A 15,555-nucleotide genomic window follows, 5' to 3' on the forward strand; every position below is an offset into this window, starting at 1 on the left:
GCGTCATACAGGTTGCGTATCTGCTCGCCGAAGTAGGTGTTGTCCAGCAGCGGTCCTGTGTCGTTGTACAGCGCTTCGATCTGGGCCGGGACAGGCAGGGTCTGCAAGCGCGTATCGAGCGGCTCGCCAAACTCACGCAGCTGCTGCTCCATCGCGGTAAAGCGACGATAGGCTGACTCCTGCGGCAGCTCGCTGCGTTTCGCGGCGTAATAGCTGCGCAACGTGCGTTCCATCACCGCATTGGCCCAGCGCGGGTCAGTGTCGGTTTCAGGTGTGTAGAGCTTCATATTGCGGACGTCCTGTGCCGGCACCAGCCATTCGTCCGAACGATTTTCCGGGTCACTGGCATGCGGTCCGAAACAGAACGGTCGCGGCGTGCGGGTCAATGCAACGACGTTGCCGCCAGCGGCGGCAGCAAGCCGGCCGCCCCAGCCGGGCCGCTGGCTGTTGGACGGGCCCGAGCTGCGGTTGCCCTGGTCCAGCACCAGCTTGCTCAGTGAATGGTCACGTGAGGACGAGCCGTACACGTTACTGACGATCGCAACGTTTCCTGCATCCCACATGTCCTTGAGCCAGCCGCAGTTCTGCAATATGCCGAACTGGTAACCGTTCGCGGCCAGAGGGAAGTAGTCCTGGTTCCAGCGCTGTTCCCAGGCGTTGGAATTGCCATCGACGTCATGAGCGGCGCTGTTGGCCTGCCAGTAGCGGTAGCCGAAACTCAAACTGTCAGCACTGTAGGCCGGCGCAAACAGGTGACGGAAATCCGGCCCGCCATCGAGCATGACATTGACCAGCATCCGGTCGATTACCGGGGCAAAGCCGGCGTTGGCGACGCGGCCCAGGCCCGGCAGGCCGGTCGTGGAGTAGAGCGCCGTGGTGGCCAGCGCGCTGCCGAGAAACTGCCTGCGGTCCATGATCAACGACCCTCCTGGGCAAAGATGTAAGGGGTGCCGACGATAAAATTTATGGCCATGCCGATGCGTCGGTTGGCCGCATAGCGCTCGTCGCTGTTGACGCTGTCGAGCAGCAGGGTGCGGCTGGACAGGTCGGCCACCAGGTCGAGGATGGCCGGCTCACTCAGCACGTCGACGCTGGTGATAGAGCGCTCCGGGTTGTCCGGGTCGAGCAGGTAGGCGAGGTCGTAATTTGAACCAAGCAGCGCATAAACATGGGCGCGTTCCAGGTAGCGGAAGTTTTTCAGCCCGTCGGCGAGATAACGCTGCCACAGCCACTCCGCCACTTGTTTTACGTTGAACGTGCCGTTGGCGGCGCGCGGTGCCGCGGCGGCCCAGTCTTTTTCCCACGTCACGCCATAGTTCTCACCATACGGGTCACGAAAACGCCAGGCGCTGCCCGTGACTTCGCTGTGATTGGTGCGAAACACCAGGTCACTGCTGGCCGCTTCCATGCCCTTTTGGGTGCCAAACACATCATGGGTGGGGAAAAAAACCTGAACATCTTCGACGGCGTGCCGGGGGTAGTAGATGTTCAGGTACTGCTCGCGATTGTTCAGCGCGGTCAGGTTGCTGATCAGCAGGTGACGATCAATGCTGTTGAGGTGCTTGATGCGCGAGGGGTCGTGGAAGATGGTCGAGATGGCATAACCGCGCAGGAAGTCGAGCAGGTTTTTCTCGCTCATGCTGTTCCACGCCCGGCGGATGGCAACCCGCCTGGTGACATCGAGGTTGTCATCGGCCAGGTCGCTGATGATCATGACTGGCAGGTTGGCCAGGCTCTCCGGGTGTGCAATGGAAACCTCGACCATCTGGTCGATGCGCTCGGCAGCGGTGCTGCCGGTGATGGACTCGCCGAGGATCTGCAGCGGCCCGTCCGGGTGATAAAAGGTGCCGAAGTCGAGTACATCAGCGGCGCCCGTCTCGCTGTCAAAGTACACAACCATGTCGGTAAACGCCTTGGCGGTTTCCTTGATAGTCACGTTTTCGTGCTCATCCGGGTCGGATGCGCCAAGGATGCCGAAGTAAAGCTGGTGGTACTCGCGGGCAAAATCCTCGTTGCAGTCACATTCCCCGTTGCGGTAGCGATTGGTACGATGGCCGTACTGCAGTGCCGCGGCAGCCGATTTTGCCGCCACTGCCATTACCTGCTGGTAGGGCAGACCGGCCTCGTGCGCCGCCATGATGTCATCGTAGTAACGCAGCATTGCGTTGTTGGGAACCGCGCGACGGTTAACGGCCATGTGATAGTTGGTTTCCCAGAAACCGATCTTGTGCCGGAACGGGTTCAGCCCGCGTGACAAGGCTGCCCGCTGCCAGACCAGTGACAGCGTGCCGGAAAAATTGCTGATGGCGTAGGACTCACGCCGCTCCGGTACCACGCCATTGGCGGGGTCATTCGAGGCCCAGAAAGCGGCCAGTTCCCGCAGCGTGCCGCCACGGCTGGCCAGGCCATCGGTATCGCCAATGACCGGCGCCGACAGTCGTGTGTTGTGTTCGTCAAAGGTGAGCATCTGGGCAATCGCGAATTCCGGCGCCATGCCGGCCCACGCCTGCACCTGTGCGTCGCTGGTCTGGCCGCCATAGGCAAAGGTATGCAGTACCTTGCGCACCGCGGTTTCGTCCCAGGTCGCGTCACTGACCGGTGTGAACAGGTTCTTGTATGCCGGTGGTGTGCCGCCGGTATTGCTACCGCTGTCGTCCGGATCCGGATCCGGGTCCGGCGGCGGCGTGCTGGCGGCCGGTGGCGCTGTATTGTTGACCGGAACCGTACTGTCGCCGTCACCGCCGCCGCCGCCGCAACCTGCGGCGAGCAGTCCGCACAGTGCGAGTACTACGGTTATTCTGCTGGCTGTCATCAATCGCTCCACTGTCTTGTGCCGGCGGCCAGCAGTCCGGGTAGTTACAGTGGGTTGGTCGGGAATCGTGCGCTGCGGAAAACCTGCGCCCGATAGTCCTGGCATCCCCGCTGTCATAGGTAAACCCTTAGACCGGTGGCTTTGCGACCCTGCCTTTCGGCAGGTGTGCCTTTGTCAGTTTGCGGCAGGCTATGCCTGCCGTGCTCTCCCTCAGTTTCCCCGCCCGGGTGTTATGCATCACCACGGTGCGATCTGAATCCTACCTTTGTGCCCTGGCGCCGGGTGTGAGTATGGTCACACTACTGTCGGGCTTAACATTTCAACTGCGCCGCAGTTTAACAGAACACGGAAAAAAGCCCCCTCGCCACACGGCGAGGGGGCTTAACAATTTGCTTCAGTTCAGCCGGATAAGCAGTCGTCCGGACTGGAATTCGGCGTTCGTATCAGACCATGACCCGCTGGCATGCGTGCTGCGCACCGTGGCACCGCCGCCAAGGGCGTTGGCCAGATCGCGCGTGAACAGCCCGAAGTCGGTGTGCAGGCGGATCGATCGACCGTCACGTATTGCATAAATACCCGGGCGGTCGCCGCGCGGCACGATGCTGGCACCGGGCTGCTCGAGCAAATTGGTGACAATGCCCCCGCGTACAACGTGGTGACGGCTGCCTATTTCCGGGTTTTCCAGGTCGATGACCAGGCCCTCCGGCCCCAGCGTCAGGAACGGTGTTGCTGTGGCCGGGTTCCAGCCGACAAACAGGCGTGCCTGGCTGTCACTGAAATCGGCAATAGTGCCGGCCTCGAAGTCGGGCGGTGCCATGCCGAACGCGGTGACAAAACCGGAAGCCTTAACCGGGCTGCCGGGCTGCAGCGCAGAGGTGTCGAGGTTACCAGTGGCCACTTCGTAGTCCTGCGGATCAGCATCCTGCCCGGGCACACCGGTGCCGGAAAAATCAAAAATACGCACGTTCCTGCCGGCGACCTGCTGCAGGTCGATATTGATTTGCGCATCGGCGAGCAGGTTTGTTGTGCCGGTGACCACGCTGCGCAGCATGCGCATCACTCCGTCAGTTGCATCGAAAACAAGTTCATCCGGCGTGTCGTTGGCAATGCGTCCGTAGGCAATGACGCGCTGACCGACAGAGAGCGCCGCGGCGCTGCCATCGAAAGCGGCGTCGCCGGCTTTGCGGACGGTGGTTTGCGGCCCGACGATTACCTCGACGTCGCCGCGGAACACTGCGGTATCGCGCTCGCGCACCAGCGTTGCGCCACGCACCGTTAACACATCGTCGACACGCGCGGTGATAACGCCCTTGACGATATCGGCGGCATGACCGGGCACGCTGCTGCCGGCGTAGACTTCACGTGCGGTGAATTGCCGTGTTGCTGTTTCGAGCTCGCCAAACGCTAAGGTTGCCGCTGCGGCCGGCAGGGCGCTCATCGCCAGCAGACCATCGGCACCGGCGTAGCTGGTGCCGTCAATTTCGAATGCGGTGTCGTCCGTCGTAAATACACGGACCCGGCCAAAATCGCCGCGCCAGGCCCAGAACGGCCGCAGCGCCACAACATAATTCGACTCATCGGCGTTGACGCTCACCAGTGGGCCGCGCAGCCGCATGGGTTTGCTGTCAACCGGATCGATATCGGCAACAAGGAACGGTGCAGCTGTCGCGGTGACCGGGTTTGTGTCGAGGTCCACTTCATGCGAGGCGGCCAGGTCGAAGTCGACAACCATGATTGAAGGCAAACCAGGTCGCACCACCAGGCGGCGATCATCGGCCAGCTGGATGCGAAACGTCTCGACTCCCAGCTCGCTGCCATCGATTGCGACAACCTGTGTTTCCGTTGCAGCGCCGTCGAGTTCAACCGAGACGGCCGCGCCGGCGTAATCCAGTGTGATCTGTGCCGCGACATAAGTTCCCGGTGGCACCGTGGCGGCGGTCAGGAACTCGGTAAGCTCGGTGTACTGGGCGAAGTCGACCGTTGCGCTTTGTGGTATCGCTTCGACGCTGACTCCGTCGGCGCGTTCCAGGCTGAGGCTGCTGACCCCAACTGTGTATTCAAGAAAGTCACCGTCCGCATCGGTCAGGCCGATCATCACGGTACCGCAGTCATCGCTGCATGCCGACGAATCCGTCGGTGTAGTGTTATTGCCGGTTGACTGGGACGGCGCGTCGCCTGACGAGCTGCCGCAGCCGGCAAGGGCCACGATCAGCAGCAACAGCGCCGTCCAGCCTGTAGGTGTTCGAAGTGTCATAACCATCTCCACTGCCAAAAGAAGTCTCACCCGGTACAACGCGCCAGCCTCGTTTAGGTTGACAAACAGTTTGAGTGAGACCCTGGTCAACGCAATTCTGGCCCTGGAGGGGTAGGATTTTGTCTTCTTTGCACCGGTTTCTGGCTTCTGGTGCAGCCGGGCAGCAGGTAATATGTCGTGTGTCGGCCAGGGACTGGCCGTGCAGCGTGAGGGACTTCATGAGCGAACAGCAGAACAAGAACAAGGCTGGATCGGGTGCTACCCTGGATTTCGTTTACACGAAAGCCGCGGTCGACCTGCAGAACCTGTCCGCGACGAATGCCGAGCAGGTGCTGGCAGCGACGCTCGAGTCATTGCGTGACAACGCCTGCATTGATGGCATCTGCCTGGCGCGCTTTGACAGTCGGGCCAGACGCATCGCCAGCCTGACCGCGAGCGTCAGCCCCGATGCCGGCTGCAAGCCCGGTTTTCTGCGGGACCTGCAGCTGGCCGAGCTGCCGTGGCTGCGTTCACGGCTTTCTCACCTGAAGGTGCTCGAAGTTCTCGATACCTGCTATGTGTCGGACGACATCGAGCCGGATGCACGTCTGTTCCGCCGTCACAACATAGGGTCCTTTCTGGTTATCGGCATTGCGCTGGGTGGTGAGCCGGCCGGTTTTATTGCCCTGCTGTCCGAGTCCGAGCAAACCGCCTGGGACGTGCAGCTGCGCCTGTTGCTCAAGTTGATCGGTTCCAGCCTGGCGTGTGGCCTGGAACGGATTGACCATGAAAGAAAACAGGCTGATGAGCACGTGCGCAATGAGCTGGCGATGTTCACGGCAAACGACGGCGTGTGGGATCTTGACCTGGAAGCCAACACCGTGTGGTTTTCACCGCGCTGGAAAAAGATGCTGGGGTACGAAGACTCAGACCTGGAAGACTCGACGCCTGACTGGCGCCAGCTGGTGCACCCTGATGACCTGCCGCGGGTCGAAGATCTGCTGCAGCAGCACCTTGACGGCGAGATCGACCTGTTCGAGAGCATACACAGAATGCGTCATCGCAATGGCGAATGGCGCTGGATGCTGAGCCGTGCAAAAGCGGTCCCCGCCGCTGACGGCAGGCCGCAAAGACTGGTAGGCGTGGAGCTGGATATATCCGAGCGCAAGTTCTTCGAGCAGGAGCTGCATCGCGAAAAGGAGAGGGTGCAGATCACCCTGCAGTCGATCGGTGACGGGGTGATAACTACCGACCGCGAGGGTCGAATCGAGTATCTCAACCCGGTAGCCGAGGAATTGACCGGCTGGCAGCTCGACGATGCCGCCGGCCGCCAGGTGAACGACGTGTTTCGCGGCTATCACGAAGAAACCTGCGAGCCGCTGGAAAACCCGGTCGCCGTCGCGATGCGCAGCTGTCGACCGATCAAGTCGCTGCGGCCAACGCTGCTGATTCGTCGTGACGGTAACGAGATGTACATCGAAAATACCGCCGCACCCATTCGTGACGGCGAGGGCAAAGTTACCGGTGGTGTGCTGGTTTTTCATGATGTCAGCGAGTCGCGCGAGCTGAACCGCCGGCTCAGTTATCACACCAGCCACGATCTGTTGACCGGACTGGTCAATCGGGGCGAATTCGAGAACCAGCTGGAACGGGCCCTGAAGAACGCAGAAAGCAGCGATGCCCATTACGCGTTGTGCTACCTGGATATCGACCAGTTCAAGATGGTCAATGACAGTTGCGGCCATGCCGCCGGCGACACCCTGCTGGCGCAGCTGGGACAGTTGCTGAAATCGAAGATCCGCTGGCGCGATACGCTGTCACGGCTCGGTGGCGATGAATTCGCGCTCCTGCTGGAAAGCTGCGGGCTCGACGAAGCTGTCGATATTGCCGAGACGCTGCGTGAGGCTGTCGAATCGTTCAAGTTCTCATGGAACGACCGGGTATTTCGTATCAGTACCAGTATTGGCGTAGTGCCGCTGGCGCCCAGCGAGCATGATGTTGCCGGGCTGCTTACCGCTGCGGACAGTGCCTGTATGGCGGCCAAGGAGTCGGGACGCAACCGTGCGCATGTATTCCAGGTAAACGATATTGACCTGATGCGCCGGCGCCGTGAGATGCAGTGGGCCGCTCGTATCAGTAATGCCCTCGAGGAGTCACGCTTCGAGCTGTTTCGCCAGGTGATCCAGCCATTGAACGTCGCTGACGATGGCGATCATTACGAGCTGTTGCTGCGGATGCGCGACGAGAAAGGCAAGCTGATCCCGCCGGGCGAGTTCATTGGGGCGTCGGAGCGTTACGGCCTGACACCAAATATCGATCGCTGGGTTATACGCAATGCTTTTCGCTGGCTGCTCAATGATGATGCAGAGCGCGGGGCCCTGGCAGTCTGCTCGATCAACCTGTCGGGGCAGAGTATTGCCGACGATAAATTCCTGCCGTTCGTGATCGAGCGCTTTGAGAACACGGGGCTCGATCCGTCAAAGATCTGCTTTGAAATCACCGAGACCGCAGCGATTGCCAGCTACAGCCAGGCCAATCGCTTTATCCATGCGTTGCGAGAGCTGGGCTGTCGATTTGCGCTGGACGATTTCGGCACCGGGCTGTCGTCGTTTGGCTATCTGAAGCATTTCCCGGTTGACTACCTGAAAATCGATGGCAGCTTCGTCAAAGGTATCCTGCATGACCCGATCGATCGCGAGATGGTTCGATCAATTAACGAAATCGGCCACCTCACCGGCAAGCAGACTATCGCCGAGTTTGCCGAAAATGACGAAATTATCGCCATGCTGAAAAGCATGGGGGTCGATTTTGCCCAGGGTTATGGCGTAGCCGAGCCGCGGCTGATCGTCCGCGCCGCCTGAAGCGCTAGTCCGGCTGTTGCTCGAATTGTAGCGAGTAGTCGGTCGCCTGCACGTGCTTGGTCAGGCCGCCGACGGAAACAAAGTCCACGCCTGTTGCGGCAATCTCGCGTACGGTTTCCAGCGAGACGTTGCCGGATGCTTCCAGCCGCACCGGCCGCGCCGCTGACCGGTTCTGCGTTACGGCCTCACGCATCTGTTGCAGCGAAAAATTGTCCAGCATGATGACATCAGTGGTGGTCGCCAGGGCTTCATCCAGCTGATCGGGTGATTCAATCTCCACCTCGACCGGTACATCCGGATGTTGTTCCCGCGCTTTCTGCACTGCTGCGGCAATACCGCCGGCGCTGCAAATATGGTTCTCTTTTATCAGGATAGCGTCGTAAAGACCCATCCGGTGATTGTGTCCGCCGCCGCAGCGCACCGCATACTTCTGCGCCAGGCGCAGGCCGGGCAGGGTCTTGCGTGTATCGAGGATAGTGGCGCCGGTACCGGCTACCGCATCGGCATAGGCTCGCGCTGCGGTAGCGGTGCCCGACAGGGTCTGCAGAAAGTTGAGCGCGCAGCGCTCGGCGGTAAGAATCGAGCGGGCGCGGCCTTCGATGTGGCAGACGATCATGTCAGCGTCGATGCGGTCGCCGTCTCTGGCCTGCCAGTTAATACCCGTTGCCGCGTCGATCTCACGGAAAACAGCATCGAACCATGGCTGACCGCATAGCACCGCGGGTTCGCGGCAGACAACGCGGGCGACGGCGGTCGCACTTTCGTCCACCAGGCTGGCGGTCAGGTCGCCGCTGCCCACATCCTCGGCCAGTGCCGACTCGACGTTGTCGTAGATTGTGGCTTCGTAGTCACTCATCGCGGCGCGATTATACGGCATGCGAGGGGTGGCCCGGGCGCTGGCAGGGCGGTGATATACTTCCGTGTTCGTCTGCAGCGGGCCGCAACCGGTGGCAGGCGGCCGGATAACACTGATTACAGGTGATGATTTGTTGACACGACTGGCTGCTCTTATTGTGTGCATCGCGTTGCAGGGCTGCACGGCCCTGGTTATTGGCGGCGCTGCAGCCGGCGGCTACGTGGTCGGTAAGGACGAACGGCCGGTCGGTACGATTATTGATGACGGGACTATAACGGCCGCAGTGAAAACCCGGCTTATTCGCAGCAAATACGTGCAGGCCGGACAGGTCGATGTCGATACCCGGGAAGGCGTGGTTACGCTGAACGGAACGGTTGGCAGCTATATCGCGAAAGAGCAGGCTGAAGTGCTTGCCATGAACACCAGCGGTGTCAGAACGGTAGAAAACAGACTGGAGGTAGAGCCCGTAACGGGTGAGTAAATTATGGAACAGCAGACCATAGACAAAATCAAGCAGACACTGGCAGATCATCACGTTCTGCTGTTCATGAAAGGCACACCGGACTTTCCGATGTGTGGCTTTTCGGCACAGTCGGTGGCGGCACTGCGTGCCATCGGCGCGGAGTTCGATCACGTCAACATACTCGAGGAGCCGGAGCTGCGTGAGGCGCTGAAAGCTTATTCGAGCTGGCCGACCTATCCGCAGCTGTATGTGAACGGTGAGCTGATCGGCGGCTGTGATATCACCGTCGAAATGTACAACACCGGTGAACTGAAAGAGGTTATCGACAAGGCGTCGGCGGCCTAGCGCCGCACCCAGTTCTCGTATACCGGCCGGTAACGGTTGACGATGGCGCAGAACAGGTCTGCTGTCTTGCCGGCATCGTAGCCGGCCGAGTGCGCCTCGGCGGCATCAAAGTCCATCCCCGCAGCCTGTACGGCGCGTGCCAGGACGGTCTGGCCCAGCGCTACGCCGGCTAGGGTGGCGGTATCAAAACTGCTGAACGGATGGAACGGGCTGCGTTTTATGCGGCAACGTTCTATCGCGGCATTGAGAAAGCTCAGGTCAAAAAACGAGTTGTGACCGACCAGTATGGCGCGATTACAGCCGGTGCTGCGCAGCTCGCGGCGCACTTCCCGGAAAATACGCATCAGTGCGTCGCGTTCGTCGATGGCCGGACGCAGCGGGTGAGCGGGGTCAAAGCCGATTACCTCGAGCGAAGCCGGTTCCATGTTGGCGCCCTCGAAGGGCTTTACATGAAACCGGAGAATCTCTGCCGGCTCCAGTTCAGAGCCGTCGTTCAACCTCAGGATGACGGCGGCGATTTCCAGCAGCGCATCAGTTGCAGCGTTGAAACCACCGGTTTCGACGTCGATGACGACCGGCAGGAAGCCGCGAAACCGGTTGGCAATGGCGGGCATGCCGTCAGTCATCGCTCAGTTGCCATCCCAGTTCGGACCCGGCACGCAGCGGGACCAGGCGTTCGCCGGCGAAGTCGTAGTCGTCCGGTACTGTCCAGCTGGTCTTTTCCAGGGTAACCGTCTGGTGATTGCGTGGTAGCCGATAGAAATCCGGCCCATTGCATGAGGCGAACGCTTCCAGTCGATCCAGGGCGCCGGCTGTCTCGAATACTTCTGCATAGAGCTCGAGGGCGGCATGGGCAGAGTATACGCCGGCACAGCCGCAGGCCGATTCCTTGTCACGCTGGCTATGGGGCGCGCTGTCGGTGCCGAGAAAGTAGCGCCGGTCGCCGCTGGTCGCTGCCTCGACCAGCAGTTTGCGATCATTGCGGGACTTGAGTATCGGGGCGCAGTAGAGATGTGGTCGCAATCCGCCGGCCAGCAGGTTATTGCGTATCAGCCGCAGGTGCTGCGGGGTGATAGTCGCTGCGACATTGTCCGCCTGATCGTTGACGAAATGGACCGCTTCGGATGTCGTGATGTGCTCAAAGACGATCCGCAGCTCCGGCAGTTCCTCGCGCAACGGTATGAGTATCCGGTCGATGAACACCGATTCACGGTCAAACACATCGATACGTGGATCGGTTACTTCACCATGCACCAGCAGCGGCAGCTGGCGGTCGGCCATGCGTTTCAACACGCCTTCGATATGCTGCAGGTCAGTGACGCCTGATTCCGAGTTTGTCGTGGCGCCAGCCGGATAAAGTTTGCAGGCTACAACGTGTTCGCAGTCAGCGGCGGCATCGATGTCGTCCCGGGTGGTCTGGTCCGTAAGGTACAGGGTCATCAGCGGAACAAAGTCGCTGCCTGCCGGCAGGGCATCAAGGATCCGTTGACGATAGTCGAGCGCCATTGCGACAGTCGTTACCGGCGGCGTCAGGTTCGGCATCACGATGGCGCGATGAAACTGCCGTGCACTGTGCGCAACCACATCACGCAGCCTGGCACCGTCGCGCAGGTGCAGATGCCAGTCATCGGGGCGGATAATTTCGAGTCGCGTTTTCACTGTCAGCCGGCGAGTGTTACCAGGTCCTGCTCGAGCAGCAGGCTCAGCGTCACGTTGACGCCGAATCCGGTGACATCGGATGGTACGTGTCCCAGTCCGCCCTTGTGGCGGCCCGAGGCCAGGTCGAGGTGCAGCCACGGCACCTTGCCGGCAAAGCGGGAAAGAAACCGCGCGGCCAGTATGTGGTCGCCTTCGCCATCCAGTGTGCACTGCCGGATATCGGCAATCGGGCTGTCGAGTGACCGGTCAAAATCGTCATCCATCGGAAACGGCCAGATACGTTCGCCGCATGCCGCGCCTGCCTCGATCGCGGCCGCATTGAAAGCATCGCGATTGGCAAATGCACCGCTGTAGCGGGTGGTCAGCGCCGCCACGCAGGCTCCGGTCAGGGTGGCGTAGTCGATCATAACGCGTGGTTTTTCTTCTGCCGCCATGGCCAGGGTGTCGGCCAGTGCCATACGGCCTTCCGCGTCGGTATGAATCACTTCGATAGTGGTGCCATCGACCGCGGTGACGACATCCATGGGCTTGTAGGCAGCAGGACCGATCAGGTTTTCTGTAACAGCCAGCCAGCAATCAACATCGAGTTCGCTGCCGGACTCGGTCAGCGCCAGCAATGTGCCAAGGGCAACGGCGCTGCCCTGCATGTCGTCATGCATGTTCTGCATATATCTTGCCGGCTTGAGGTTTACTCCGCCGGTATCGAAACAGACTCCCTTGCCGACCAGGGCAAGGTCCGGGCGCCCGGATTTTTTTCCGGACGGCCGGTAACGCAGTCGGATGATGCCCGCATTGGCGTCACCGGCCTGGGCAACGGCAAGAAAAGCGCCCGCGCCACGTCGCTTCAGTGCCTTCTGGTCGAGAAAAGTCATGTCCCAGCCATGGCGCGTTGCCAGTGCTGATGCGCGCTTGCGGTAGCTGGCGGCATCGAGCTGGTTTGGCGGCAGAACGGTCAGCCAGCGTGCCAGGTGATTGCCGGCGTTCTCGGCGCGCAGCCGACGCAGGTCGGGCTTGCTGGCCCCGTATAGCTGCAGTGCGCGCAAGCGCGGACGCGCAGCGGGCTTCGATTTGGCCGTTGGCAGAGGCGACACCAGGGCCAGCGCCGCTGCGGTCAGCGCGCTGGCCAGCGCGGCGGCGGCAGTATCGTCAAAACCGGTTATCAACACGCCCAGGGTGGCGGGGTTCGATTGTGTGCGGGCGTATGCCAGGTGCTTGCGGGCGGTCTCGAGGCGCTGAAAGGTCGACGCCTTCTTTGGCAGCATGCCCAGACTGATGCCAGTGGCAGCCTTGTTGGCCAGGCGCGTTTGCGCTGCGGGAACCGCGGTCTTGCTGCCGACCTGCCGCTGTACCCGCTGCAGGGCACTGCCACCGGGCAGGCGCTGTAGCGCGGCCCTTGTCATGCTGTCGGGTACCAGGATGACCAGATGATCCATCTTCTGCAGCTTTTGCTGCGTCGGGCCGTCGGCGGAGTGGGTAATAGTGAGTCGCGGGATATCAGGTATGAGGTCCGTCATTTCTGGTTCGCCTTGACCATAATTTCGCAAAGTTCGATGATTGCGCGGTGGGGGGGGTTGTGATCTTGGTCCGGCCTTGCGCCGGGGCATCGTAGCAGGACGAATGACCGAATTCACCCGCGCAGATAACTTGCACTAACAGGGAAAAATATGTCATCGGACTTCAGCCACGATGCCGATCCGCTCGAGACCGGTGAGTGGATCGAGTCGATCGAGTCGGTCATGCGGACGCAGGGTCCGGAACGGGCCAGATACCTGGTCGACCAGGTCATGAACCACATGCGGCGCGGCGGGGCAGATATGCCCTACGGCGCCAACACCGCCTATCTCAATACTATTCCCGCCGCGCAACAGCCGGCCTATCCGGGCAACGAGGCGCTGGAGAAGCGCATTGCGGCCTACCTGCGCTGGAACGCCATGGCGATGGTGCTGCAGGCAAACCGCGAAAGCTCGGAATACGGCGGCCACATCGCGACGTATGCCTCGGCGGCAACGCTGTACGAAGTGGGCTTCAACCATTTTTGGCGTGGCGCACAGGGCGATCATCGCGGCGACATGCTCTTTATCCAGGGTCATTCTTCGCCAGGTATCTATGCCCGGTCGTTTCTCGAGGGGCGGCTGGATGAAGAGCAGTTGCGTGGCTTCCGTCGGGAGGTAGGCGGCGGCGGACTGTCGTCCTACCCGCATCCCTGGCTGATGCCTGATTACTGGCAGTTCCCCACCGTTTCGATGGGCCTGGGTCCGATGATGGCCATCATGCAGGCGCGCTTCACCCGCTACATGGAGCATCGTGGCCTGATCGAGCCAACCGACCGTCGGGTCTGGTGTTTTCTCGGCGACGGGGAGATGGACGAGCCCGAATCGATGGGCGCAATCGATGTGCCGGTACGCGAAAACCTGAACAACCTGGTGTTCGTGATCAACTGCAATTTGCAGCGGCTCGACGGCCCGGTGCGCGGCAACGGCAAGATCGTGCAGGAGCTCGAGGCAATATTTCGCGGGGCCGGCTGGAACGTACTGAAGGTGCTGTGGGGTTCACGCTGGGACCCGTTGTTAAAGAGCGACACTCATGGCCTGCTGCAGCGGCGCATGGAGGAGGCGGTCGACGGCGAGTACCAGGCCTTCAAGTCCAACAACGGGGCCTATGTGCGTGAGCACTTTTTCGGCAAGTATCCCGAGCTTGCCGAAATGGTCGCCAACATGAGCGATGAAGAAATCTGGCGCCTCAACCGCGGCGGGCACGACCGGCAGAAAGTCTATTCTGCCTACGAGGCGGCGGTAAAAAATACCGAAGGGCCGACAGTAATCCTGGCCAAGACCGTCAAGGGCTTTGGCATGGGCAAGGCCGGCGAGGGCCTGATGACGGCGCACCAGGCGAAAAAAATGGACCTGGACGCGATACGCAATTTCCGCGATCGCTTCGATATCCCGGTACCGGACGACCAGCTGGAAAACGTGCCGTTTTGCCGTCTGCCCGAAGACAGCATCGAGGCGCAATACCTCGCCGAGCGACGCGCCGCGTTGAGCGGCCCGCTGCCGATCCGCATCACCAGCTCGCCGGTAATAAAAGCGCCGCAGCTCGACGCCTTCGAAACCCAGATAAAGGGCAGCGGAACGCGCGAAATTTCAACCACCATGGCGCTGGTTCGCATGCTGACCACGCTGCTGCGTGACAAGGAAATCGGCAAGCACCTCGTACCCATCGTGCCGGATGAGGCGCGCACGTTTGGTATGGAGGGCCTGTTCCGCCAGATCGGTATCTATTCATCCAAGGGGCAGCTCTATACGCCACAGGATGCCGACCAGCTGATGTACTACCGTGAGGACAAGAAGGGCCAGATTTTGCAGGAAGGTATCAACGAGGCCGGCGCCTTCTGTTCCTGGATCGCCGCGGCGACTTCGTACGCCAACCACGGCGAAGCGATGATCCCGATCTATCTTTTCTACTCCATGTTCGGTTTCCAGCGCATCGGCGACTTTGCCTGGGCCGCCGGCGACATGCAGGCACGCGGTTTCCTGATCGGCGCAACTGCCGGGCGTACCACGCTGGCCGGTGAAGGATTGCAGCACCAGGACGGCCACAGCCTGCTTGCGGCCTCGACTATTCCCAATTGCGTAGCGTACGACCCGGCTTATGCCTACGAGCTGGCGGTCATCGTGCGTGATGGCCTGCTGCGGATGTTCGAGCAGCAGGAGAATGTTTACTACTACATCACGTGCATGAACGAGAATTACACTCACCCGGCGATGCCGCAGGGGGCCGAGGAGGGCATCCTGCGGGGCATGTATAAGTTGCGCACCGGCGGTAAAGGGCGGATACGCGTGCAGCTGTTCGGCGCCGGGACCATCCTGCGCGAAACACTGGCGGCTGCAGAGTTGCTCGAGGCGCACTTCGATGTTCCGGCGGACGTCTGGAGTATTACCAGTTTCAACCGGCTGCGCCGCGAGGGATTATCAGCCGAGCGCTGGAACCGGCTGCACCCGGGAGAGCCGCCGCGTCGCTGCTGGATCGAAACACAGCTCGACGGGGTCGAGGGACCATTCATAGCGGCAACCGACTACATGAAAATTGTGTCCGATCAGGTTCGTCCGTGGGTGCCGGGTGCATACGTCACGCTGGGTACCGACGGTTATGGTCGCAGCGACGGGCGTGAAGCATTGCGTCGTCACTTCGAGGTTGACCGCAACAGCATCATAGTCACGGCACTCAAGTCGCTGGCCGACGCCGGCAGCATCGAGTACGACTCGGTGAAAAAGGCCATTCACCGCTACGGTATCGACCCGGACCGGCCCAATCCGGTCGGGCTGTAGG

General features: G+C 61.0%; 11 protein-coding genes and 1 riboswitch. Of the genes, 4 read left to right on the forward strand and 7 right to left on the reverse strand.

Annotated elements, in window-relative coordinates:
* From HKN06_02705 to HKN06_02715, 3 genes are all read right to left on the reverse strand, one after another.
* The coding region (locus HKN06_02705; protein NNF60222.1) for a hypothetical protein at positions 1-914 on the reverse strand (914 nt) is incomplete at its 3' end.
* A gap of 2 nt (positions 915-916) precedes the next feature.
* A complete protein-coding gene (locus tag HKN06_02710; protein NNF60223.1) occupies positions 917-2,812 on the reverse strand; it encodes a DUF1800 family protein in 1,896 nt (631 codons plus the stop codon).
* A 97-nt stretch (positions 2,813-2,909) separates the two neighbouring features.
* Positions 2,910-2,992, reverse strand: a riboswitch (cyclic di-GMP riboswitch).
* A 214-nt stretch (positions 2,993-3,206) separates the two neighbouring features.
* Positions 3,207-5,066: a DUF4382 domain-containing protein gene (locus HKN06_02715; GenBank protein ID NNF60224.1), complete on the reverse strand. Its 1,860-nt coding sequence runs from the start codon at positions 5,064-5,066 to the stop codon at positions 3,207-3,209.
* 218 nt (positions 5,067-5,284) lie between these two features.
* On the opposite strand from HKN06_02715, the gene HKN06_02720 reads away from it, so the two are divergent.
* Complete coding sequence (locus HKN06_02720; GenBank protein ID NNF60225.1) at positions 5,285-7,906, forward strand: EAL domain-containing protein; 2,622 nt, start codon at positions 5,285-5,287, stop codon at positions 7,904-7,906.
* Positions 7,907-7,910: 4 nt separating this feature from the next.
* Here HKN06_02720 and nadC read toward each other — a convergent pair whose 3' ends face one another.
* The gene (nadC, locus tag HKN06_02725) at positions 7,911-8,783 is read right to left on the reverse strand and encodes a carboxylating nicotinate-nucleotide diphosphorylase (protein NNF60226.1); all 873 of its coding nucleotides are present in this window, start codon (positions 8,781-8,783) and stop codon (positions 7,911-7,913) included.
* Between the two features lie 112 nt (positions 8,784-8,895).
* On the opposite strand from nadC, the gene HKN06_02730 reads away from it, so the two are divergent.
* A complete protein-coding gene (locus tag HKN06_02730) occupies positions 8,896-9,243 on the forward strand; it encodes a BON domain-containing protein (protein NNF60227.1) in 348 nt (115 codons plus the stop codon).
* 3 nt (positions 9,244-9,246) lie between these two features.
* Positions 9,247-9,570, forward strand: a complete 324-nt coding sequence (gene grxD, locus HKN06_02735) for a Grx4 family monothiol glutaredoxin (GenBank protein NNF60228.1) — start codon at positions 9,247-9,249, stop codon at positions 9,568-9,570.
* Here grxD and rnt read toward each other — a convergent pair.
* Genes rnt through HKN06_02750 form a run of 3 tightly spaced genes read right to left on the reverse strand, consistent with a single transcriptional unit; the run spans position 9,567 to position 12,743 of the window.
* Positions 9,567-10,196, reverse strand: coding sequence for a ribonuclease T (gene rnt, locus HKN06_02740; GenBank protein NNF60229.1), 630 nt, complete (start codon positions 10,194-10,196; stop codon positions 9,567-9,569). The two genes, grxD and rnt, sit on opposite strands and share 4 nt — an antisense overlap.
* Positions 10,189-11,229 carry a dihydroorotase gene (pyrC, locus tag HKN06_02745; protein NNF60230.1) on the reverse strand — a complete coding sequence of 347 codons (1,041 nt, stop codon included), beginning with the start codon at positions 11,227-11,229 and terminating at the stop codon, positions 10,189-10,191. Before pyrC ends, rnt begins: the two co-directional genes overlap by 8 nt.
* A gap of 2 nt (positions 11,230-11,231) precedes the next feature.
* Entirely contained in the window at positions 11,232-12,743 is a 1,512-nt protein-coding gene (locus HKN06_02750) for a leucyl aminopeptidase family protein (protein ID NNF60231.1), read from the reverse strand.
* A gap of 150 nt (positions 12,744-12,893) precedes the next feature.
* Between HKN06_02750 and aceE the strand changes: the two genes are divergently transcribed.
* Positions 12,894-15,554, forward strand: a complete 2,661-nt coding sequence (aceE, locus tag HKN06_02755; GenBank protein NNF60232.1) for a pyruvate dehydrogenase (acetyl-transferring), homodimeric type — start codon at positions 12,894-12,896, stop codon at positions 15,552-15,554.
* The last annotated feature ends 1 nt before the right edge of the window (position 15,555 follow it).

This window comes from Gammaproteobacteria bacterium (assembly GCA_013003425.1).
Taxonomy (GTDB): Bacteria; Pseudomonadota; Gammaproteobacteria; order Steroidobacterales; family JABDKV01; genus JABDJB01.

Bases quoted from the DNA above. Each gene is read 5' to 3' on its own strand.
- nadC (NNF60226.1), bottom strand. From the start codon at position 8,783: ATGCCGTATAATCGCGCCGCGATGAGTGACTACGAAGCCACAATCTAC.
- HKN06_02720 (NNF60225.1), top strand. From the start codon at position 5,285: ATGAGCGAACAGCAGAACAAGAACAAGGCTGGATCGGGTGCTACCCTG.
- grxD (NNF60228.1), top strand. From the start codon at position 9,247: ATGGAACAGCAGACCATAGACAAAATCAAGCAGACACTGGCAGATCAT.
- HKN06_02750 (NNF60231.1), bottom strand. From the start codon at position 12,743: ATGACGGACCTCATACCTGATATCCCGCGACTCACTATTACCCACTCC.
- HKN06_02715 (NNF60224.1), bottom strand. From the start codon at position 5,066: ATGACACTTCGAACACCTACAGGCTGGACGGCGCTGTTGCTGCTGATC.
- HKN06_02710 (NNF60223.1), bottom strand. From the start codon at position 2,812: ATGACAGCCAGCAGAATAACCGTAGTACTCGCACTGTGCGGACTGCTC.
- aceE (NNF60232.1), top strand. From the start codon at position 12,894: ATGTCATCGGACTTCAGCCACGATGCCGATCCGCTCGAGACCGGTGAG.
- rnt (NNF60229.1), bottom strand. From the start codon at position 10,196: ATGACTGACGGCATGCCCGCCATTGCCAACCGGTTTCGCGGCTTCCTG.